Annotated in this window: 16 protein-coding genes; 12 read left to right on the plus strand and 4 right to left on the minus strand. The window is 67.3% G+C overall.

Annotated features, from left to right (window positions below; translation table 11 throughout):
* The first annotated feature begins 35 nt into the window (after window positions 1-35).
* Window positions 36-1250, plus strand: coding sequence for an MFS transporter (locus AC1PPK_RS10560; RefSeq protein WP_481117776.1), 1215 nt, complete (start codon window positions 36-38; stop codon window positions 1248-1250).
* 128 nt (window positions 1251-1378) lie between these two features.
* Entirely contained in the window at window positions 1379-2863 is a 1485-nt protein-coding gene (locus AC1PPK_RS10565; protein ID WP_481117777.1) for a malonyl-CoA decarboxylase, read from the plus strand.
* A gap of 26 nt (window positions 2864-2889) precedes the next feature.
* Here the strand turns inward: AC1PPK_RS10565 and AC1PPK_RS10570 are convergent, their stop codons facing one another.
* Window positions 2890-4014: a GNAT family N-acetyltransferase gene (locus AC1PPK_RS10570; RefSeq protein WP_481117778.1), complete on the minus strand. Its 1125-nt coding sequence runs from the start codon at window positions 4012-4014 to the stop codon at window positions 2890-2892.
* Window positions 4015-4125: 111 nt separating this feature from the next.
* Between AC1PPK_RS10570 and AC1PPK_RS10575 the strand changes: the two genes are divergently transcribed.
* From AC1PPK_RS10575 to gltX, 3 genes are all read left to right on the plus strand, one after another.
* Window positions 4126-5745 carry an NAD+ synthase gene (locus AC1PPK_RS10575; protein ID WP_481117779.1) on the plus strand — a complete coding sequence of 540 codons (1620 nt, stop codon included), beginning with the start codon at window positions 4126-4128 and terminating at the stop codon, window positions 5743-5745.
* 67 nt (window positions 5746-5812) lie between these two features.
* Window positions 5813-6151 carry a P-II family nitrogen regulator gene (locus AC1PPK_RS10580; protein ID WP_079432897.1) on the plus strand — a complete coding sequence of 113 codons (339 nt, stop codon included), beginning with the start codon at window positions 5813-5815 and terminating at the stop codon, window positions 6149-6151.
* Window positions 6152-6235: 84 nt separating this feature from the next.
* On the plus strand, window positions 6236-7633 hold the full coding sequence (gene gltX, locus AC1PPK_RS10585) for a glutamate--tRNA ligase (RefSeq protein WP_481117780.1): 1398 nt from the start codon (window positions 6236-6238) through the stop codon (window positions 7631-7633).
* A gap of 121 nt (window positions 7634-7754) precedes the next feature.
* Here the strand turns inward: gltX and AC1PPK_RS10590 are convergent, their stop codons facing one another.
* The gene (locus tag AC1PPK_RS10590) at window positions 7755-8585 is read right to left on the minus strand and encodes an outer membrane lipoprotein (RefSeq protein WP_481117781.1); all 831 of its coding nucleotides are present in this window, start codon (window positions 8583-8585) and stop codon (window positions 7755-7757) included.
* A gap of 91 nt (window positions 8586-8676) precedes the next feature.
* Complete coding sequence (gene mnmC, locus AC1PPK_RS10595) at window positions 8677-10593, minus strand: bifunctional tRNA (5-methylaminomethyl-2-thiouridine)(34)-methyltransferase MnmC2/FAD-dependent 5-carboxymethylaminomethyl-2-thiouridine(34) oxidoreductase MnmC1 (RefSeq protein WP_481117782.1); 1917 nt, start codon at window positions 10591-10593, stop codon at window positions 8677-8679.
* A 290-nt stretch (window positions 10594-10883) separates the two neighbouring features.
* Here mnmC and pepN point away from each other — a divergent pair, with 290 nt between their 5' ends.
* On the plus strand, window positions 10884-13574 hold the full coding sequence (gene pepN / locus AC1PPK_RS10600) for an aminopeptidase N (protein WP_481117783.1): 2691 nt from the start codon (window positions 10884-10886) through the stop codon (window positions 13572-13574).
* Window positions 13575-13745: 171 nt separating this feature from the next.
* Here pepN and AC1PPK_RS10605 read toward each other — a convergent pair whose 3' ends face one another.
* Window positions 13746-14549 carry a J domain-containing protein gene (locus AC1PPK_RS10605; protein ID WP_481117784.1) on the minus strand — a complete coding sequence of 268 codons (804 nt, stop codon included), beginning with the start codon at window positions 14547-14549 and terminating at the stop codon, window positions 13746-13748.
* A gap of 129 nt (window positions 14550-14678) precedes the next feature.
* On the opposite strand from AC1PPK_RS10605, the gene AC1PPK_RS10610 reads away from it, so the two are divergent.
* The 6 genes from AC1PPK_RS10610 (at window position 14679) to AC1PPK_RS10635 (ending at window position 20329) form a co-directional block, all read left to right on the plus strand.
* Window positions 14679-15329: a DedA family protein gene (locus AC1PPK_RS10610; RefSeq protein WP_481117785.1), complete on the plus strand. Its 651-nt coding sequence runs from the start codon at window positions 14679-14681 to the stop codon at window positions 15327-15329.
* Window positions 15330-15338: 9 nt separating this feature from the next.
* Window positions 15339-15986 (plus strand): phosphoribosylglycinamide formyltransferase, encoded by a 648-nt coding sequence (gene purN, locus AC1PPK_RS10615; protein ID WP_481117786.1) that lies wholly within the window; start codon window positions 15339-15341, stop codon window positions 15984-15986.
* Window positions 15987-15993: 7 nt separating this feature from the next.
* The gene (locus tag AC1PPK_RS10620; protein WP_481117787.1) at window positions 15994-17076 is read left to right on the plus strand and encodes a DUF3108 domain-containing protein; all 1083 of its coding nucleotides are present in this window, start codon (window positions 15994-15996) and stop codon (window positions 17074-17076) included.
* A 103-nt stretch (window positions 17077-17179) separates the two neighbouring features.
* A complete protein-coding gene (locus tag AC1PPK_RS10625) occupies window positions 17180-18439 on the plus strand; it encodes an RsmB/NOP family class I SAM-dependent RNA methyltransferase (protein WP_481117788.1) in 1260 nt (419 codons plus the stop codon).
* Window positions 18439-19065, plus strand: a complete 627-nt coding sequence (locus tag AC1PPK_RS10630) for a phospholipase D family nuclease (protein WP_481117789.1) — start codon at window positions 18439-18441, stop codon at window positions 19063-19065. The genes AC1PPK_RS10625 and AC1PPK_RS10630 overlap by 1 nt, the downstream gene beginning before the upstream one ends.
* Window positions 19031-20329: a mechanosensitive ion channel family protein gene (locus AC1PPK_RS10635; RefSeq protein ID WP_481117790.1), complete on the plus strand. Its 1299-nt coding sequence runs from the start codon at window positions 19031-19033 to the stop codon at window positions 20327-20329. Before AC1PPK_RS10630 ends, AC1PPK_RS10635 begins: the two co-directional genes overlap by 35 nt.
* Window positions 20330-20415 lie beyond the last annotated feature (86 nt).

A 20415-nucleotide genomic window follows, 5' to 3' on the forward strand; every position in this document is an offset into this window, starting at 1 on the left:
GCCGATGAAAAGCGGCCCGCGGCCGTGCTCCCGTCATGACGTCACCTTCCCTTACCGTCTCTTCGCCTGCCGGCAGCTTCTGGCCGCTGGTGCTCACCGCTTCGGCGGTGCTGATGATCACGATGGGCGTGCGCCTGTCCCTCGGCCTCTATGTGTCGCCGATCAATACCTCGACCGGAATGGGTATCGCCGCGATCAGTTTTGCGATGGCGATCGGGCAGTTCATGTGGGGCGCTTCGCAGCCGGTCTTCGGGGCGCTGGCCGACCGCTACGGGCCCGGCAGTTCGTTGTTCACGGGGGCCGTCATGCTGATCCTCGGGCTGGTGCTGACGCCTCTCGTCAGCACCGAGTTCGGCCTGGCCGTCACGCTCGGGCTGCTGGTGTCGGCGGGCGCCGGCGCCGGCAGCTTCTCGATCCTCATCGGTGCGCTGGCTCAACGCCTGCCGCCGCCACGGCGCGCCTTCGCGTCGGGTTTCATCAACGCCGGCGGCTCCTTCGGGCAGTTCGTCTTCGCACCCCTGTCCCAGTTCCTGATCACCGGTTTCGGCTGGGTGACGGCTCTCTATGGGCTGGCGGCAATCTGCCTGCTGACGATTCCGCTGTCGTGGCCACTGCGCCACAAGGTCGAACATCCGCCGTCGGCTGCGCCCGACCTGGGCCTGCGCCAGCAGCTCAAGGTGGCGCTGGGGGACCGCAGCTACTGGTGCCTGCACGCGGGTTTCCTGACCTGTGGCTTCCACATCGCCTTCCTGGTCACCCACCTGCCTGGAGCAGTGGACCTGTGCGGCCTTCCGGCCAATGTGTCGGCGCTGTCGCTGGCGCTGATCGGCCTCGCCAACATCGCCGGCAGCCTCGGTACGGGTGCCCTCGGCCAGCACTACCGCATGAAGTGGATCCTGACCGTCATGTATGCGTCGCGTGCCGTGCTTGTTGGGCTCTACCTGCTGGCGCCGAAGACGCCGATGACCTTCTATGCCTTCTCCATCGGCCTCGGCCTGACCTGGCTGGCGACGGTGCCGCCCACCGCCGGGCTGGTCGGCAAGCTGTTCGGGCTGCGTTACCTGGCCACGCTGTTCGGCCTGACCCTGCTGTCCCACCAGATCGGTGCCTTCTTCGGGGCCTGGCTGGGCGGGCTGGCGTTGGTGCATTTCGGCAATTACGACTGGATGTGGTATGCCGATATCGTGTTGGCGTTGCTGGCTGCGCTGGTCAATCTGCCGATCCGCGAACCGGTGCCGGCGCATCGCTGATGCCATCGGCACGGAACTGACGGCCGCCGGCGCCGGTCATCCTTGAAAGGAAGATCCGGGCCGGCCTGCCCGCTGGCGTGGGCCGGCGAGGCTCGTGGACAGGGATTCGTTCGAGGAAGGAGAGGGCAATGGGATCACCGGACAACAATATGGCGGAAGGCGGCCGTGGGTTGGGGGCCTCCATGGCGGGGCTGTGGCGCCGCCTGGTGCGTGGACGGGAAGAGGCGCAGGCGCCGCATCCGCGGGTCGAGGCCGTGCCGGCCCGCAGCTGGCGGCGCGTCGAGGATCTGTTGACGGCGGCGGCCGGCGACTACGACGGTGAGGCCCGCGCCCGGGAGCGCATGGGGCATTTGCTGGCCTTCTATCTGGCCGCCGGCGACGACGACCGGCGCGCCTTCCTGGGGCGCCTGGAAGCGGATTTCGGGCCGGTGGAAGTGGACGTCCGGCGCGCCATCGAGGCCTACATGACGGCCAGCGGCCCGGCCGAGCGGGCCCGCGCCGAAGGGCGCCTGAGCGCCAGCCTGGAGTCGCCGCGGCTGCGCATCTTGCGCCAGTTCAATCTACTGCCCCATGGCGTGCATGCGCTGGTGGACTTGCGTGCCGATCTGTTGCGCCTCGGCGTGGACGCCTGTCCGGGGCTCGATCAGGATCTGCTGCACCTGTTCGTCAATTGGTTCGACGCGGGCTTCCTGGAACTGCAGCGGGTCGGCTGGGAGTCGCCGGCGTCGTTGCTCGAGAAGCTGATCCGCTACGAGGCGGTGCATGAGATCAAGTCGTGGAGCGATCTGCGCAACCGGCTGGATTCCGACCGCCGCTGCTACGCCTTCTTCCACGGTCGTATGCCGGGTGAGCCGCTGATCTTCGTCGAAGTGGCGCTGGTGCGGGACATCGCCGACAAGGTGCAGACCCTGCTGGACGAGAACCAGCCGACCCTTGACCCGGAAGCAGCGACCACCGCGATCTTCTATTCCATCTCCAACGCCCAGAGCGGCCTGCGCGGCGTGAGCATGGGCGAGTTCCTGATCAAACGGGTCGTGCAGCAGCTGTTGCAGGAATTTCCGCGTCTGCGCACCTTCGCGACCTTGTCGCCGGTGCCGGGCTTCAACCGCTGGCTGGACAAGCGCCTGGCCGAGCCGGCCTACCTGGAGCGTATCCCCGCCGACGTCCGCAAGCTGCTGGATGGGACCGGCAAGAGTGGTGTTGCCGCGGTGCTCGACTGTGTCGGCGCCGAGATCGCCGGCAGCCAGTCGCCGTCAGCGCCGCTGCAGGCCTGGCTGAAGGGCGAATGCACGTATTACCTGACCCGCGAGAAGAGCGGCAAGCACCCGCTCGACCCGGTTGGGCGCTTCCATTTCTCCAACGGCGCCAGTCTCGGGCGCATCAACTGGTTGGGCGACGTGTCGGCGCGGGGCCTGCGTCAATCCTGCGGCCTGATGGTGAACTACCTCTACAAGCTGAAGGACATCGAGGGCAATCATCAGGCCTATGCCCGCGAAGGCACGCTCGCGCTGGCTTTCGATGTGGAGCGTCAGCTCGAGGCGGCCGTCGAGGCGCGCAAGGAGCCGCGTGCAGGGAGGGCACCACGAGCCCGCAAGGTGCGCGCCGAATCTTGAACTTTTCCTGATCCCGGCGGCCGGGTTCAGCCCCGGTCGCGGAAGGGCAGGCGTTCGGACAGCTCGTCCAGATAGGCGTCCACGCCGCCCCGTTCCTGGGCCAGGAAGCGGCCCACTGCGTCGCGGAAGCGTGGGTCGGCGATCCAGTGGGCGGAGGACGTGCGCACCGGTTCCAATCCGCGGGACAGTTTGTGCTCGCCCTGGGCGCCGCCTTCGAATCGGGCCAGGCCTTCGCGGATCGCGTAGTCGATGGCCTGGTAGTAGCAGGCCTCGAAGTGCAGGCAGGGCACGAACTCCATGGCGCCCCAGTAGCGGCCATAGAGGGCGTCTGTGTCGCGCAGGAAGAAGCTCGCCGCAATGGGCGTGCCGGCCCGTTCGGCGATCATCAGCACGCAGGCGTCGGCCTTGCGCTGCCCGAGGGCGGTGAAGAAGGCCAGGTTCAGATAGGGCGTGGAGGCGTGTTCGGCGTAGGTGCGGCGGTAGCAGGCGTGGAAGAAGGCCCACTCCTCGGCACCGATCTCCTTGCCGCGCAGGATGCGGAACTCGATGCCGGCTTCCGCCACCTTGCGCCGCTCCTGGCGGATCTTCTTGCGCTTGGGCTGGGCCAGCTGGGCCAGGAAATCGTCGAAGTCCCGGTAGCCGGCGTTGCGCCAGTGGAACTGCACGCCGTGGCGGATTTCCAGCCCGGCTTCCGCCAGCCACGCGCTTTCCTCGTCGGTGGGGAACAGCACGTGCAGGGACGAGGCGCCCGACATGCGTACCTCGTCGAGGAGCAGGGCCAGCAGCAGGCGGCGGGCGGCTTCGTCGTGGCCGAGGATGCGCCGGCCCGGCACCGGCGTGAAGGGTACCGCGGTCAGCCACTTGGGGTAGTAGTCGAGCCCGTGGCGCCGGTAGGCATCGGCCCAGGCCCAGTCGAACACGTATTCGCCGTAGGAATGGCTCTTCAGGTACAGGGGCATCGCGGCGAGCAGGCGTTCGCCTTCCCACAACGCCGCATGGCGCGGTCCCCAACCGGAACGGGGGGTCACGCAGGCGCTGTCTTCCAGCGCAGACAGGTAGGCGTGGGACAGGCTCGGCTGATCACCGGTCAAGGCGTCCCATTGGTTGGCGGGGATTTCGACGAGGGATGGATGCAGGCGGAAGGTCGGCATGAAGGGCTCCGGAGCGCGTGGCGGCAGCATACAAGCATGGAGCGGGCCTGTGGCGGCCGGCGGGGCGCGGGGCGGCTCGTGACGGGCGGCTTAGGGGTATCATGTTGCCCCATGAATACCCCTCTTACCGTCGCTGTCGCCCAGCTCAATAGTGTCGTGGGCGACCTCTCCGGCAACATGCGCCGGATCCTGGATTCGGTGGCCCGGGCCAAGGCCGCGGGCGCCGATGTGGTGCTGACCCCCGAGCTGGCCCTGTGCGGCTATCCCGCCGAAGACCTGCTGCTGCGGCCGGCTTTCCTCGAAGCCTGTGCCGATACGCTGGCCGAGCTGGCCGTCGAGGTGCGCGGCATCACCGTGCTGGTCGGCTACCCGGCATTTGCCGACGGCAAGCGCTACAACGCCGCTGCAGTGATCCAGGACGGCCGCGTCGTCGCAACCTATTTCAAGCACCGCCTGCCCAACTACGAGGTGTTCGACGAGGAGCGTTACTTCGAGGCCGGCACCGAGGCCTGCGTCTTCGATCTGAAGGGCGTGAAAGTAGGCGTGAACATCTGTGCCGACGTGTGGGAATCCGGCGCCGCCGACGTGGCCCGTGGGGCTGGCGCCGAGGTGCTGCTGGTCCTCAACGCGTCGCCTTTCCACATGAACAAGCAGGCGCTGCGCTACGAGGTGCTGCGCGAGCGCATCGCCGATACAGGCCTGCCGGTGGTGTATTGCAACCTGGTCGGCGGGCAGGACGAACTGGTCTTCGACGGCGGCTCCTTCGCCCTCGACCGGGACGGCACGCTGGCCTGGCAGGGCAAGGTCTTCGCCGAGGAACTCCACCTGCTGCAGTTCGCCGACGGCGCCTGGCAGGGCGGTGGCGTGCCGGCGGTGCGTCCCGTCGAGGCTGACGTCTATGAGGCGCTGGTCTTCGGCGTGCGCGACTACCTGGGCAAGAACGGCTTCCCCGGCGCCATCATCGGTCTGTCCGGCGGTGTCGATTCGGCGCTGACGCTGGCGATCGCCGTCGATGCGCTGGGCGCCGAGCGTGTCCGCGCGGTGATGATGCCGTCGCCCTACACCGCGCAGATGAGCCTCGACGATTCCCGCGAGATGATCCGCCGGATCGGTGTGCGCTACGACGAGATCGCCATCGAACCGGCGATGCAGACCTTCGCGACGCTGCTGGCGCCTCAGTTCGCCGGCCTGGCGGCGGATACCACCGAGGAGAACCTGCAGGCGCGGATCCGCGGCATGATCCTGATGGCCCTGTCCAACAAGACCGGCTCCATCGTGCTGACCACCGGCAACAAGAGCGAGATGGCCACCGGCTATGCCACGCTGTACGGCGACATGGCCGGCGGTTTCGCGGTCATCAAGGACATCTACAAGACCTTCGTCTATCGCCTGTGCGCATGGCGCAACGCCCAGCCGGGCGGCCCGGTGATCCCCGACAACATCCTGACCCGGCCGCCTTCCGCCGAGCTGAAACCCGACCAGTGCGATCAGGACTCCCTGCCGCCCTACGAAGTGCTGGATGCGATCATCGCCGCCTACATGGAAGAGGACTTGTCGCCCCACGAGATCGTCGCCCGTGGCTATGCCGAGGCGGAGGTGTATCGTGCGGTGGCCATGCTGCGGCGCAACGAGTACAAGCGCCGCCAGGCACCGATCGGCATCCGCGTGACCCAGCGCGGCTTTGGCAAGGACTGGCGTTACCCCATCACGTCCCGATACAGGGATGCCTGACAGAGACCGGCCCGCGTAGGGCCGGATATTACGGCTAGAATGCCGGACCGTTCCAAGGAGACCGTATATGAAGAAGATCGAAGCCGTCATCAAGCCCTTCAAGCTCGACGAAGTGCGCGAGGCCCTGTCCGAAGTGGGCATCACCGGCCTGACCGTCACCGAGGTGAAGGGGTTCGGCCGCCAGAAGGGCCATACCGAGCTGTACCGCGGCGCCGAGTACGTGGTGGACTTCCTGCCGAAGATCAAGATCGAGGTGGTCGTGGCCACCGACGTGCTCGATCAGGCCGTGGATGCCATCATCAAGGCTGCCCGCACCGGCAAGATCGGTGACGGCAAGATTTTCGTGATGCCCGTCGAGCAGGTCGTGCGCATCCGTACCGGCGAGACCAACGAAGCGGCGATCTGATCCCCGCAAGACGGTCGGGAACTTTGGTCCCGACCGTGCGCTGTGCGTAAAATGCCGGGTTTTAAGCTTTCCCGGATTGACGTCATGGCTTCTACCGTCCGTACCCGTTTCGCCCCCAGTCCCACCGGCTTCCTGCATATCGGAGGGGCGCGCACGGCGCTGTTCTCGTGGGCCTTCGCCCGCCGCCATGGCGGCACCTTCGTGCTGCGCATCGAGGATACCGACGTGGCCCGTTCCACCCCCGAGGCGGTGCAGGCGATCCTCGATGGCATGAACTGGCTCGGCCTCGAATGGGACGAGGGCCCGTTTTACCAGATGCAGCGCATGGACCGCTACAAGGCTGTGATCCAGGAAATGCTGGCCGCCGGCACGGCTTACCCGTGCTACGTGTCGTCCGAAGAACTCGACGCGCTGCGCGAAGCCCAGCGCGCCCGTGGCGAGAAGCCGCGCTACGACGGCCGCTGGCGTCCCGAAGCGGGCAAGGTGCTGCCCGAGCCGCCGGCCGGCGTGCAGCCGGTGATCCGTTTCAAGAACCCCAGCGACGGCGTCGTGGCCTGGGACGACCTGGTCAAGGGCCGCATCGAGATCGCCAACGCCGAGATGGACGACCTGATCATCGCCCGTCCGGACGGCACGCCGACCTACAACTTCTGTGTGGTGGTGGACGACTGGGACATGGGCATCACCCAGGTCATCCGCGGTGACGACCACGTGAACAACACTCCACGCCAGATCAACATCCTCAAGGCGCTGGGCGCCGAGGTGCCGCAATACGCCCATCTGTCGATGATTCTCGGCGACGACGGCCAGAAGCTGTCCAAGCGCCACGGCGCGGTCAGCGTTACGCAGTACGACGACGACGGCTACCTGCCGGACGCGGTCATCAACTACCTGGCCCGCCTGGGCTGGAGCCACGGCGACGACGAGATTTTCTCCCGCGCGCAGCTGGTGGAATGGTTCGACCTCGACCACATCACCCCGTCTGCCGCCCAGTTCAACACCGAGAAGCTGAACTGGTTGAACGCCCACTACATCAAGCAGGCCGACAACGCTGCGCTGGCCGCCGACGTGTCGCGCCGCCTGGCCCGCCGCGAAGTGAATCCGGAAGCAGGTCCGGCGCTGGAGGCGATCATTGCGCTGTACAAGGACCGCGTGAGTACGCTCAACGAGCTGGCCGACGCCGCCGAGCCCTTCTACATCGATCTGCACGTGGCGCCGGAGCTGCTGGCCCAGCACCTCACCGACGCTGCTCGTACTGCGCTGGCGACGCTGCGCAGCAAGCTGGCTGGGACAAGCTGGGAAAAGGCCGCACTGAGCGCCGCGATCAAGGAAACCTGTACCGAGCACGGCATGAAGATGCCCCACGTGGCGATCCCGTTGCGGGTGGTGCTGCTCGGTCAGCCGCAGACCCCGTCCATCGACGCGGTGCTGGAAACCATGGGCCGCGAGTTGGTGTTGGCGCGTCTCGACCGGGTGCTGTGATCCCGCCGGGCTGCTTTTGCGCCCCATGAGTACAACGGCCCCGGCGAGTACTTCGCCGGGGCCGTTGTTTTTGGCATTTCCAGATCGACAGCAGGGGCGGCTGGCTCCTGCCGTTTCCGTGTTAGAAGTCGCTGCTGCGGCCCGATGCAGGCTGGCCGGCACCGACGATCTCGCCGTTGCGCACGCGCACTGCGTCGCCGACGCGCCAGCTCGGGGCGCTCTGTTCGGTGATCACGCGGCGGGTGCCGTCGTCCATGCGCACGGTGACCTGGTAGTGGCTGACGGTGCGGGCGCGCCGCTCGACTTCGTTGCCGGCGAAACCGCCGAGCACGGCACCGCCGATACGCGCCAGCTTCTTGCCGGAGCCTTCGCCGACCTGGTTGCCGAGCACGCCGCCGAGGATTGCGCCGCCGACGGCGCCGAGGCCGGAGCCTTCACCCTTCTGCTGGATCGCCTCGACGTTCTCGATCACACCGCATTCATGGCAGATGGCCGGCGGCGGGGTCTCGACGACCTTGCGGGCCGGGCCGCTGATGGGGCCGGGCGGGGGGGCCGGCACCGCGTCGCCCGGCGGTGGATTGCTTGCTGTGGCGGGCGTCGTCGTGGTGACTTGGTGTTTGGTGTGGTCCTTGGCGGGCTTGGCGGCCACCCGCGGGGCTTCGTGGCGCTCGGCCTGCTTCGGCGCCGGAGCGGGTTCGACGGCCTGCGGCTGTGTGCTGGCGACTGGAGCCGGCTCGGTGACCGGGCTCGGGGTTGCTGTCGGCGCCGTGATGGGGGCTGCCGGCGTGGCCGGTGCGCTGGCGGTGGTTTCCGCTGGGGCGACCGGTGCGTGGGAGGCGTCGGGCAGCAGGCCGGTCAGTTTGGCGACGCCGGCCAGACTCAGCACGGTGACGGAGGCGGCTGCCACCCACATCATCGGGTGCAGCGGCGTGCGGGAAGGACTGGTGCTCATGCGTGTTCTCCTCAATGAATGAAAAGATTAACGCCGTAGGCCGGCTGACGGTGACACCTGCAACCACCGCTTACAAAAGTCAGGGAGGCGCTTACTCTTCGCCGCCGGTGCTGGGGCGGGGTGGCTTGAGCAGGTAGCGGGCCGGGTCGAGGGCGTCAACCAGTTCGCGTTCCAGCGGCAGCGGATCATTGTCGAGCTGGCTGGCCAGCAGCTCGCCGATGAGGCTGGCCCATACTAGGCCACGGGCGCCGAAACCGGACACCGCAAACAGACCTGGCTGGCGCGGGATGTCGGCCAGGGGCGTGGTACGCTCGGCGCGTTCGACGGCCGGAATGGCGCCGACCATCGGCAGGCGGTCCGGCGAGGCGGGGCGGAAGCCGACGCGGCCGTCTAGCTGGGTCGGGTCGTAAGCGGCCGCGTAGCCGGGCAGGATGAAGTCCAGCTTGGTGAGATTTTCCCGGTGCTCGGCCTCGCGCAGCTCGGTGCCATCGTCTTCGGCCAGGAAGGTGGCGCCGGCGCAGCGCAGGCCGTCCACTTCGGGGCTCACGTAGCCGAGGCGGCACACCACCACGTTCGGCGGGCTGCCGGCCTCGGCAGGCAGGTGGGAGACCTGGCCGCGGGCCGGGCGGACCGGCAGCGTGGCGGCCTGGGGCAGGGCGCGGATGCCGACTCCGTTGGCGAGGATCGCCACCGGCGTGCGGGCGATCTCCGCTCCGGCCGGATCGAAGGCAATCCACGCGTCGCTCTGGTGTTCGAGGCGCGCCACTTGCTGCCCAAAGCGGGCTTCGACGGTGCCTCCGGCTGCTGCGAGGTTGGCGGCGCACAGGGTCGGCGGCTGGATCCACCCACCGCTGGGGAACCACCAGCCGCCCAGTTCCACTGGCCAGCCGACGATTCGGGCGGCCTCGTCCTTGTCCACAAAGCGCAGATAGTCGGTAGGCGGGGTCTGGGTATCCACGACGGCCTTCTGCTTGCCCTCCTGCTTGGCGTCGCGGGCCAGGTGCAGAACGCCGCAGGGCGACCAGCGCGGCGCATGGCCGGCTTCGGCCAGCGCCTCCAGGTGGTGGCGGCCGTACAGGAAGCCGGCGCGGGTGACGCGTGCCAGCCGGTTGTCGTCCAGGCTCGGCAGGGGGCGGAACACGCCGGCCTTGTTGCCGGAGGCGCCATGGCCGGGGCCGGCGGCTTCGTCGATGATGGTGATGCGCCAGCCGCGGGCGGCCAGGCGCTCGGCGATGGAGGTGCCGGCCACGCCGGCGCCGATCACCAGTGCGTGGCGGGGCAGGGCGGGCGTCGTGGCAGATGGGGTGTCGGCGAAGCGCCCGCTGAGCATCTCCCGCTTGCTGCCGAAGCCGGGGCGCCGCTCCAGCGTGAAGCCGGCTTCCTGCAGCCCGCGGCGCACATGGCCGGTTACTGACCAAGTCGCCAGCGTGGCGCCGGGCGCAGCCAGGCGGGCGAGCTGGTCATAGACCGCGGGCGACCACAGGTCCGGGTTGTTGGCCGGCGAGAAGCCGTCCAGGTAGAAGGCGTCGGCCTTGGCCTCCAGCTGCGGCAGCGTGTTCAATGCGTCGCCGAAGATCAGCGTCAGCGTGACGCGCCCGGCGTCCAGGTGGATGCGGTGGAAGCCCGGCACCAGCGGCGGCCAGTGGCGGCGCAGCTCGTCGGCGAGGGGTGCAAGTTCCGGCCACGCGGCGTGCAGTTCGGCGAGGTCGTCGGCCTGGAAGGGATGCTTCTCGGTGGAGACGAAGTGCAGGCGCGCGCAGCGGGCCGGGTCGTCCCGCCAGGCAGCCCAGGTGGCCAGGAAGCTGAGCCCGAGGCCGAAGCCGGTCTCGACGATGGTGAAACGCTCGCGTCCCTGCCAGCGCGCCGGCAGTTCGTTGCCGGCCAGGAAGACATGCTGCGCCTGGCCGAGGCCGCCGGCGGTGGTGTGGTAAACGTCATCGAAGACGGGCGAATAGGGTGTGCCGTCGGCGGCGCGGACGAGGGTGGCGGGGATCAGCGGCGAGTACATGAAGCGATGGCTTGCGGAGGCAAGACGAAAGGCGGACTGGGCTGGAACTTTGGCACCGTTCCCGGCGGCTGTCGAATCTTTCGGCGCCGCATCCTGTCACACCCTGTAGCGGTAGATCCATTCGCCTCTGCTGGTCGTGGAGGCTTCGCGGACGAATGTTCCCGCCCCGCACGGAAGTCCCACGGGGACAGACATGGTGCAGCGATGGGATTTCACCTTTGGCACCGCGCTTGGCACTCGTGGCCGGGCTAGAATCCCTGCTTTCGCGAAGACAAGACTAAGGACATCCAATGCGTACCCCCAACGGCTCGCCCATCCGCCGCGAGGCCTATCGGCAGCTCGCCTACGGCGTTGAAACCGTCGACCTGGATTTCGTCCTCGAAGCTCAGGCCACTCTCGTCACCAACCGCATGCGCTGTGTGCGCAACCCGGATGCTGACGCCGGCCCCATCGTGTTGTTCGGCGAAGGCCTGACCCTGATTTCTGTGCGTATCGACGGCGCCGAGCCGGCGCCAGGCCAGCTGCGCGAGATCGACTCCGGCCTGGAGATCGACGTGACCGCGGACAGAGTTGAGCTAGGGATCGTCACGCGCATCGATCCGTCAGCCAACCTGACCCTGTCGGGCTTGTATCAGTCGCGAGGCGGCTACTACACCCAGTGCGAGGCCGAGGGCTTCCGCCGCATCACGTATTTCCCCGACCGTCCGGACGTGATGGCGCGCTACACCGTGCGCCTGGAGGCCGATGCAGCCCTGTGCCCGGTGCTGCTGTCCAACGGCAACCTGCTGGAAACCGGCAGCCTGCCCAACGGACGCCACTTCGCCCGCTGGGAAGACCCCTTCCCCAAGCCGTCCTACCTGTTCGCGCTGGTGGCCGCCGACCTGAAGGCGCTGGAGCGCCGCGTCAAGACGATGTCCGGCCGTGAAGTGCTGCTGCAGGTGTGGGTCGAAGAGCGTGACCTGGATCGCGTCGATCACGCGATGGAGTCCCTGGTCCATTCTATGCGCTGGGACGAGGAGACCTTCGGGCTGGAGCTCGACCTGGACCGCTTCATGATCGTCGCCGTGTCCGACTTCAACATGGGCGCGATGGAGAACAAGGGCCTCAACATCTTCAACACCAAGTACGTGCTGGCCAACCCGCAGAGCGGCACCGACGTGGATTACGAGAACGTCGAGAGCGTCGTCGCCCACGAGTACTTCCACAACTGGACCGGCAACCGGGTGACCTGTCGCGACTGGTTCCAGCTGACCCTGAAGGAAGGGCTGACGGTTTTCCGCGACCAGCAGTTCTCCGCCGACATGCTGGCCAGCGCGTCGGATTCGCCTGCGGCGGCGGCCTCGGCCCGTGCAGTGACGCGCATCGCCAATGTGCGCGTGCTGCGCAGTGCCCAGTTTCCGGAAGATGCCGGTCCAATGGCCCATCCGATCCGCCCGGACAGCTATCAGGAGATCAACAACTTCTACACCGCCACGGTGTATGAGAAGGGCTCCGAAGTCATCCGCATGCTGCATACCCTGCTCGGCAAGGAGGGCTTCCGCAACGGCATGGATCTGTACTTCTCCTACCACGACGGCCAGGCGGTGACCTGTGACGACTTTGTCGGCTGCATGGCGGAGGCCAACGGTGCTGACCTGGACCTCTTCATGCGCTGGTACAGCCAGGCCGGCACGCCGCGCTTGAAGGCCGAAGGCGCCTTCGATGCGGACAACCGCAGCTACACGCTGACCCTCAGCCAGCGTACGCTGCCGACTCCGGGGCAGGCGGACAAGCTGCCGCTGCATATCCCGGTGGCCATCGGCCTGATCGGCCCGGACGGTATCGACTTGCCGCTGCAATTGGAAGGCGAAGCCCGCGCCGGCGACGCCACGCGCATTCTCGAATTGAAGGAGGCCAGCAAGAGCTGGCGCTTCACCGGCATCGACGTGGCGCCGGTGCCGTCCATCCTGCGCGGCTTCTCGGCGCCAGTGATCCTCGAACTCGACGAGGACGACGCGCGTCTGGCCTTCCGCATGGCCCACGACAGCGACCCCTTCAACCGCTGGGACGCCGCCCAGCGCTACATGGAGCGGGTGATCCTTGCGCTGGCCGCCGATGCCGCCGCCGGCCGTAAGCTGGAGGTGCCGCAGGCCTTCGGCCATGCCTTCCGGGCGCTGCTGGTCAATGAGTCCCTCGACCCGGCTTTCCTCGCCGAGATCCTCGCGCTGCCGGCCGAAACCTATCTGCTCGAGCGCATGCCGCAGGCCGATCCGGCGCCGCTGCGCGTCGCGCTGATGCACCTGATGCGCGAGCTGGGCCACGCGATGCAGGCCGACTTCCTCGACCGCTACCTGGACCTGGAAGTGGACGGCGACTACCGTTACCACCCGGCGGATGCCGGCAAGCGCGCGCTGCGCAACCTGTGTCTGCGCTACCTGAGCGCCTGGGGTGGGGCGACCGCCATCGATCTGGCCAAAAAGCAGTTCGAGCACGCCGGCAACATGACCGAGCGTTACGGTGCGCTGGCTGCGCTGGTGCAGAGTGACGCCCCGGCGCGCTTCGACGCGCTGGCCGCCTTCCACGAGCAATACAAGGACGACGCGCTGGTCCTCGACAAGTGGTTCCTGCTGCAGGCCAGCGCCTGGCGTTGGTCCAATGCGGCGCCGGCCACCCTTGATCAGGTGCGTGCGCTGATGGACAACCCGGCCTTCAGTCTGTCCAACCCCAACAAGGTCTATTCGCTGCTGGGTGGCTACTTCCGCGCCAACGCGGCGGAGTTCCACCGGCCCGACGGAGCCGGCTACGCCTTCTGGGTCGAGCAGGTGAAGGCGCTGAACAAGAGCAACCCGCAGGTCGCATCCCGCATGGCGCGGGCACTGGAGGGCTGGCGCAAGTTCACGCCGGAGATCCAGGGCCGCATCCGCGCGGCCTTCGAGACGCTGGCGCAGGAGGAGGGCTTGTCACCCGACGTGGCGGAGATCGTGGACAAGGCGCTGGCCTGAGTGAATATCGGGAAAGGCTGAAACCGTGGGGAGAATTCATTCGCCCCGCAGTTTGACGAGTCTGAGCCTGGCTGCGGAAGTGATCGAGTTGCCGACCGCTGAGCGAACAGCCTTACGCCCGCCCCCTGGCGCGAGCGGCGTCGGTTTCAGCGAAGGCGTGTTGCCGTGCCCCTACTTGACCGCCGTCGCCGACATGCCGGCGAATTCGAGCACGAGGGTGGCGAGGGCGTCGGACTCCGCCTCGATTTCCGCTGCCAGGGTGGCCTGCTTTTCGGCGATCCATTCCGGGTCTTCGAGATCGTCGGCCCAGCAGAACGGCGCCTGGCTGCCCATGCGCGACAGGCGCTTGCGGCGGACGTCGAGGAGGTTACGCAGACGAGCTTCCGCACCAGTCTGGAAGGGGCGCCGTGCGGTGGTGACTTCCCGCTCGATGAAGGGCGCCAGTGCATCGAGCAGGTCGGCGTCCATGTCCCGGTAGGCGTCGTCCACTTTGCCCCAGTAGCGGTCTGCCAGCGGCTCGTCGGGACGGATTTCCGGATGCAGGTGGCGCGCCAGCCGCCGCCAGGCGGAACGGCAACGGGTGACGCGGGCTGGATCGAGGGGCGGACGACCGCCCGGATGGCGCTGGCTGTCGGCCAGTACGCGGGTGTGGTCGGCTTCCAGGGCCTGCCAGGCCAGCACTTCGGAGGCTACGGCCCGTTCGATGGTGGCCAGGGCCAGGCTGCTCAGAGGCTCGCCGCGGCGCAGGCGGGCCTGGCCGAGTTCGACGCGGCTGCGGTAGGCGCGGTGCTCGACCTTGAGGCCCAGCAGGCGGACTTCCAGTTCTCCGAGGCTGGCCTGATAGCGGGCCAGCAGGTAGGGACGTTCGAAGCGTTCGAGCCATTCGATGGCTTCGAGGGTATCGGCGAGGGCGTCGGCCAGTCTATTGGCATCGGCGGCTTCGGAAGATGGGACGGAATTGCGGTCGACAGACATGGCAAGGCTCCGGATGCAGTGGTTCGGCATGCATGATGCGGTGCCGCACGGACACCCCGGATTATGCACCTGTGAGCGGGGCACAGCGTGCTCCGGTATCATGTCTCACCTTATTTTTGCGGCGCGGAAATGGAACTCCTGACCACCTTCATCGATATCGTCCTGCACCTGGATGTGCATCTGGCCGATCTGGCGAGCAACTATGGCACCTGGATTTACGCGATCCTGTTCCTGATCATCTTCTGTGAAACCGGCCTGGTGATCTTTCCCTTCCTGCCGGGCGATTCGCTGCTCTTCGTGGCCGGCGCGCTGGCCGCCACCGGCGGCATGGACATCGGCGTGCTGTGCGCCGTGCTGCTGGCCGCGGCGGTGCTGGGCGACAACACCAACTACTGGATCGGCCATACCATCGGGCCCAAGGTGTTCCGTTGGGAGAATTCCCGCCTCTTCAACCGTCAGGCCTTCGACAAGACCCACGCCTATTTCGAATCCCACGGCGGCAAGACCATCATCATCGCCCGCTTCCTGCCGCTGCTGCGCACTTTCGCGCCTTTCGTGGCCGGCGTGGCGCGCATGACCTACGCGCGTTTCGTGGCGCTGGACTTCCTGGGCGGTGCAGTGTGGATTTTCTCGCTGACCTGGCTCGGCTACGGCTTCGGCAACCTGCCGGCCGTCAAGAACAACCTGTCGGCGGTGATCCTCGGCATCATCGCCATCTCGCTGTTGCCGGTCGCCATCGGCTGGTTACGCGGCCGGTCGGCGGCGCGAGCAGCGAGTTGAGGACTCTTCATGCAGAAAAACATCGTCATCCTGATCTCCGGTCGTGGCAGCAACATGGAGGCCATCGTCGCCGCCGCGATCCCCGGCGCCCGTATCGCCGGCGTCATTTCCAATCGGCCGGATGCGGCCGGCCTCGGCTTTGCGGCCGAGCGTGGCATTCCGACGCGCGTCGTCGATCACAAGGCTTACGCGGACCGTGAAACTTTCGACGCCGCCCTGGCCGAGGCTATCGACGCGCTGACGCCAGATCTGGTGGTGCTGGCGGGCTTCATGCGCGTCCTCACGGATGCATTCGTGAGCCGTTACGCCGGCCGCCTGCTCAACATCCACCCGAGCCTGCTGCCGTCCTTCCCGGGCCTGCACACCCACCGGCGCGCGCTGGAGGCCGGCGTGCGTGTGCATGGCACGACGGTCCATTTCGTGACGCCGACCCTCGATTGCGGCCCCATCGTGATCCAGGCCGTGGTGCCGGTGCTGCCGGGCGACGACGAGGCGGCGCTGGCCGCCCGCGTGCTGGTGCAGGAGCACCGCATCTACCCGCAGGCGGTGCGCTGGTTCATCGAGGGGCGCCTGAGCTTTGATGCGGAAGACCGTGTCCGCGTTCGTGACGAACTGGCCGGCCCGACCGGATGGACGGTGCCGTCGGTCGAGGGCTGAACCGCTAATGGCTGTGTCTCGTCGGGCTGGCGCGACCCTTGCCGTCGCGGTCACCGTATCGTTGCTGGTTCATGGGATAGTGCTGATCGGCCCTGCCTGGCGCCTGCCGTCCGAGCAGGCCAGCGTGTTGCCGCCGCTGGACGCCCGCCTGGCGCCGTTGCCGAAGCCAAGCTTGCGGGCGGACAAGAGTCCCGCGGCTGTCCGCAAGCCAGCCCCGCGTCGCGCTCCGGCGCCGCATCGGGCGGTGGCCGAGAGCGGGGCGGGAATGGAGGCGGTACCCGTACCGGAACAGGGCCACGGACCATCCGACACCACACCCGAAGTGCCGCCCGCCACCGAGGCCGCCGCAGCGACCGAAAAGCCGGCGACGGAGCCGCCAGTTTCCCCCGCGACGGAAGCGGCTAGCGGCAAGGCGTCCGGAACAGGCTACGGCGACGGCTGGATCAAGTCCGGCCGGATCCAGTACAACGTGATCCGTGGCGAGCGCAATTTCGTCATCGGCCGCACCACCCACGCGTGGTCCCACGACAAGGATCACTATTCGATGGAGACGGTGGTCGAGACTGCCGGCCTCATCGGACTGCTGCGGCCGTTCAGGATGATCCAGCACAGCGAGGGGCGCATCGGCCCCAACGGCCTGCTGCCGGATCGTTTCACCGTCGAACGGGACGGCCAGTTAAAGGAGAAGGCCGACTTCGACTGGGCTGCCGGCAAGGTCGTGTTGACAGCCGGTGAGCGGCGGCGGGAGTTTCCGCTGGCAGAGGGAGACCAGGACGTGCTGACCCTGATGCACGACCTGGCACTGCGGCCGGAGGGTTTTCAGCGCGCCGAGTTGCTGGTGGTGACTGGCAAGAGCGCGGTGCGCTCCGTGATCCAGAATCTCGGTCTCGAGGAACTCGACATCCCCGCCGGCAAGGTGTCTGCTTATCATCTGGGCAGCACCGGCCACCGCGGCGAGTTGAAGATCGATATCTGGTTGGCCCGCGACTACGCCAACCTGCCGGTGCGCCTGAAGATCACCGACAAAAACGGTGATGTACTCGACCAGGTCGCCACCGGCGTCAACCTCGGCAAACACGCCCCGCAGTAAAATCGCGGCAAATCCAACAAATAATTCGGGGCCGGTTCGCCGGCCCCGGTCCGCTCCATTGGGCGAGCAGGCTCGCCCCCACAAGCAAGAGTAAGAAATTCCCATGACCATCACCCCCGCCCAGATCCAGTCCGCCAGCCAGGCCCTGCGCACCGTGCTGCGCTTCGAATACCCCGCCGATTCGGTGCTGTCCCGCTATTTCAAGGACCTGCGCGAACTGGGCGCCCGGGACCGGGCCTTCGTCGCCGAGGCCGTCTATGGCGTGCTGCGCCGCAAGCGCACCCTCGAACGCCTGTGTGGCCCGGAGGCCTCCACCCGCCAGCTGATCCTGGCCTGGCTGGCCCGTGTCGAAGGCACCACGCTGCGCCAGCTCGGCGAAGGCCTGCACGGCCGTGACATCGACTACTTCACCGAGATCAAGGGCCGCGACGCCGGCGAGATGAGCCTGGCCGAATCCACCGATCTGCCCGACTGGCTGGCCGAGCGCCTGCTCGCCACCCTGAGTCCCGATCAGGTCGTCGCTCTGGCCCAGAGCCTCAACCGCCCGGCACCGCTGGACCTGCGCGCCAATACCTTGAAGATCGAGCGCGACGCGTTGGTCGAGCGCCTCAAGGCCGACGGCATCGCCTGTGCGGCGGGGCGTTACTCCCCCGCCGCGGTGCGCCTGGAAGGCAAGCCGGCGCTGCAGAAGCATCCGCTGTTCCTCGACGGCAGCTTCGAGGTGCAGGACGAGGGTAGCCAGTTGCTGGGTTTCCTGCTGCAGCCCAAGCGTGGCGAGATGGTCGTGGACTTCTGCGCCGGCGCCGGCGGCAAGACGCTGCTGCTCGGCGCGCTGATGCGCAACACCGGCCGCCTGTACGCCTTCGATGTGTCCGACAAGCGCCTGTCCAAGCTCAAGCCGCGGATGGCCCGCTCCGGCCTGTCCAACATCCATCCGGTTGTCATCGCCAGCGAAAACGATCCGCGCGTCAAGCGCCTGGCCGGCAAGATCGACCGGGTGCTGGTGGATGCCCCGTGCAGTGGCCTTGGTACGCTGCGCCGTAACCCCGACCTGAAGTGGCGTCAGAGCCCCGAGGCGCTGGCCGAGTTGACCGCCAAGCAGGCCGCCATCCTCGCGAGCGCCGCACGCCTGGTGAAGCCGGGCGGCCGCCTGGTGTACGCCACCTGCAGCCTGCTGCCGGAAGAGAACGAGGCCATCGTCGCCGCCTTCCTGGCCGCCAACGAAGGCTTCGCACCCTTGAACGCACAAGAGGTTCTGGCCAAGCAGGGCGTCGCCATCGAGTGTGGTGAGCAACTGCACCTGACTCCGCAGACCCACGACACCGACGGCTTCTTCGCCGCGGTACTGGAGCGCAAGGCCTGATGCTGCTCCGCCTGCTGCTGGTGGGCCTGATGCTGCTGTGCGCGGTGCAGGCCCGCGCCCTCGAGCGGGATCCGTCGACGACGGTGAGCGCCAAGGGCAAGGTGGAGATTGCCTTCTCCCCATGGAACGATCCGGAAGCCGTGTTGCTGAAAGCGATTGGCGAAGCCAGGGAACGCATTCTGGTTCAGGCCTATCTATTCACCAGCAAGCCGCTGGCCCGCGCGCTGATCGACGCCCAACGGCGTGGCGTGAAGGTCGAGGTGATGCTGGACGCGGAGATGAACCGGCCGGCCTCGCCGAGCGTGCTGCCTGTCCTGCTGGCCGCCGGCATCCCGGTGGCTGTGGAGACCCGTTACAACATCGCCCACAACAAGGTGATGATCTTTGATCCGGATTCGCCGCGCGCGGCGCTGGCCACCGGATCCTACAACTTTACCCGGGCGGCCCGGTTGTCCAACGCGGAGAACCTGCTGGTGCTGCGCGGCAATCCGGCGCTGGTGCGCGTGTATGCCGACAACTGGCAACGCCAGCGTGACGAGGCCCAGCTGGTGCGCAGCCTGGACGATCTGCCCGAACGCAAGAGGAGAGAGAGTGGAAGAGAATCAGATCGCGCATCTGCTGACTGACCTGTGGGACGACCTGCAGCAGCCCTCCGTGTTCTGGCAGGTAGGCGTGCTGGTCCTGTGCCTGGCGCTTGCCGGCCTGATCACGCGGCAGATCCGTGTGCTCCTGCATCGCCGCCTCACGGTCAATCCGCAGCTGCGACGCGGCGCCGGCGAGGAAAGCCTGCGCCGGGTGATCTTTCCGGTTACCGCGCTGGGCTTGGTGCTGGTTGCCCGCATCATTCTCGGCAACTGGCAGCATGTGAACCTGTTCAAGCTGGCGGTGCCGCTGCTGCTGGCGATGGCAGCAATCCGCCTGACCGTCCATGCGATCAAGCGGGCCTTCCCCCAGGCCGCCTGGCTGGCAGCCTTCGAAAAGTTCTTCGCCTTCACGGCGTGGATCATCGTGGCGCTGCACATCAGCGGCGTGCTGCCGACCGTCATCGATGGCCTGGAGCAGATCGACTTCACGATCGGCAAGGCCAGGCTGAACCTATGGATGCTGCTGCAGGGCGCTCTCACCGTGCTGCTGACGGTACTGGCTGCCCTGTGGCTGGGCGGCGTCGTCGAGACGCGGCTGATGAACACCGAGGGGCTGGATTCCAACCTCAAGCTGGTCTTTGCGCGCCTGGTGAAGGCGGTGCTGATCGTGCTGGCGGTGGCCATCGGCCTGCCGCTGGTGGGTATCGACCTCACGGCACTGTCTGTATTCGGCGGGGCGCTCGGTGTCGGCCTCGGCTTCGGCATGCAGAAGATCGCCGCCAACTACGTGTCGGGCTTCATTCTTTTGCTGGACCGCTCGATCCGCCTCGGCAATCTGATCTCGGTCGGGAGCGAGCGTGGTGTGGTCAGCCAGATCACGACCCGCTACACCGTGCTGAAGGGCATGACTGGCATCGAGTCCATCGTGCCGAACGAGACCCTGGTCGGTTCGGTGGTGCAGAACGAGACCTTCACTGATCCGAAGGTGCGTATCGCGCTGCCGATCCAGGTTGGTTATGCGACCGACCTGGAGAAGGCGATGGCCATTCTCGTCGAGGCCGCCAGGCACCAGCCCCGGGTGATGGACGAACCGGGGCCGGGCGCTTTCGTGGAGGCTTTCGCCGACAACGGTATCAACCTGCAGTTGGGCTTCTGGATCAAGGACCCCCACGAGGGCACACTCGGTATTCGGTCGGCGATCAACCTGGAGGTGTGGCGGCGTTTCCGCGAGGAGGGCATCGAGATTCCCTTTCCCCAGCGGGAGGTCCGTCTGCTCAACCCGGTAGCGCCCCAGGTGAGCGTTTGAGTGCCTGTCTGGCGCAGGCTGCGTTCCTGCTGGCGGGCCAATAGGATCGGTCAAGCATATTTCGCTGTTGCTGAAAAGCCCCTGGT

This window comes from Zoogloea sp. JDB1, from assembly GCF_056724025.1.

Excerpts from the sequence above, each read along its gene's own strand:
- AC1PPK_RS10560 (WP_481117776.1), top strand. The coding sequence starts at position 36 with ATGACGTCACCTTCCCTTACCGTCTCTTCGCCTGCCGGCAGCTTCTGG.
- AC1PPK_RS10565 (WP_481117777.1), top strand. The coding sequence starts at position 1,379 with ATGGGATCACCGGACAACAATATGGCGGAAGGCGGCCGTGGGTTGGGG.
- AC1PPK_RS10570 (WP_481117778.1), bottom strand. The coding sequence starts at position 4,014 with ATGCCGACCTTCCGCCTGCATCCATCCCTCGTCGAAATCCCCGCCAAC.
- AC1PPK_RS10575 (WP_481117779.1), top strand. The coding sequence starts at position 4,126 with ATGAATACCCCTCTTACCGTCGCTGTCGCCCAGCTCAATAGTGTCGTG.
- AC1PPK_RS10580 (WP_079432897.1), top strand. The coding sequence starts at position 5,813 with ATGAAGAAGATCGAAGCCGTCATCAAGCCCTTCAAGCTCGACGAAGTG.
- gltX (WP_481117780.1), top strand. The coding sequence starts at position 6,236 with ATGGCTTCTACCGTCCGTACCCGTTTCGCCCCCAGTCCCACCGGCTTC.
- AC1PPK_RS10590 (WP_481117781.1), bottom strand. The coding sequence starts at position 8,585 with ATGAGCACCAGTCCTTCCCGCACGCCGCTGCACCCGATGATGTGGGTG.
- mnmC (WP_481117782.1), bottom strand. The coding sequence starts at position 10,593 with ATGTACTCGCCGCTGATCCCCGCCACCCTCGTCCGCGCCGCCGACGGC.
- pepN (WP_481117783.1), top strand. The coding sequence starts at position 10,884 with ATGCGTACCCCCAACGGCTCGCCCATCCGCCGCGAGGCCTATCGGCAG.
- AC1PPK_RS10605 (WP_481117784.1), bottom strand. The coding sequence starts at position 14,549 with ATGTCTGTCGACCGCAATTCCGTCCCATCTTCCGAAGCCGCCGATGCC.
- AC1PPK_RS10610 (WP_481117785.1), top strand. The coding sequence starts at position 14,679 with ATGGAACTCCTGACCACCTTCATCGATATCGTCCTGCACCTGGATGTG.
- purN (WP_481117786.1), top strand. The coding sequence starts at position 15,339 with ATGCAGAAAAACATCGTCATCCTGATCTCCGGTCGTGGCAGCAACATG.
- AC1PPK_RS10620 (WP_481117787.1), top strand. The coding sequence starts at position 15,994 with ATGGCTGTGTCTCGTCGGGCTGGCGCGACCCTTGCCGTCGCGGTCACC.
- AC1PPK_RS10625 (WP_481117788.1), top strand. The coding sequence starts at position 17,180 with ATGACCATCACCCCCGCCCAGATCCAGTCCGCCAGCCAGGCCCTGCGC.
- AC1PPK_RS10630 (WP_481117789.1), top strand. The coding sequence starts at position 18,439 with ATGCTGCTCCGCCTGCTGCTGGTGGGCCTGATGCTGCTGTGCGCGGTG.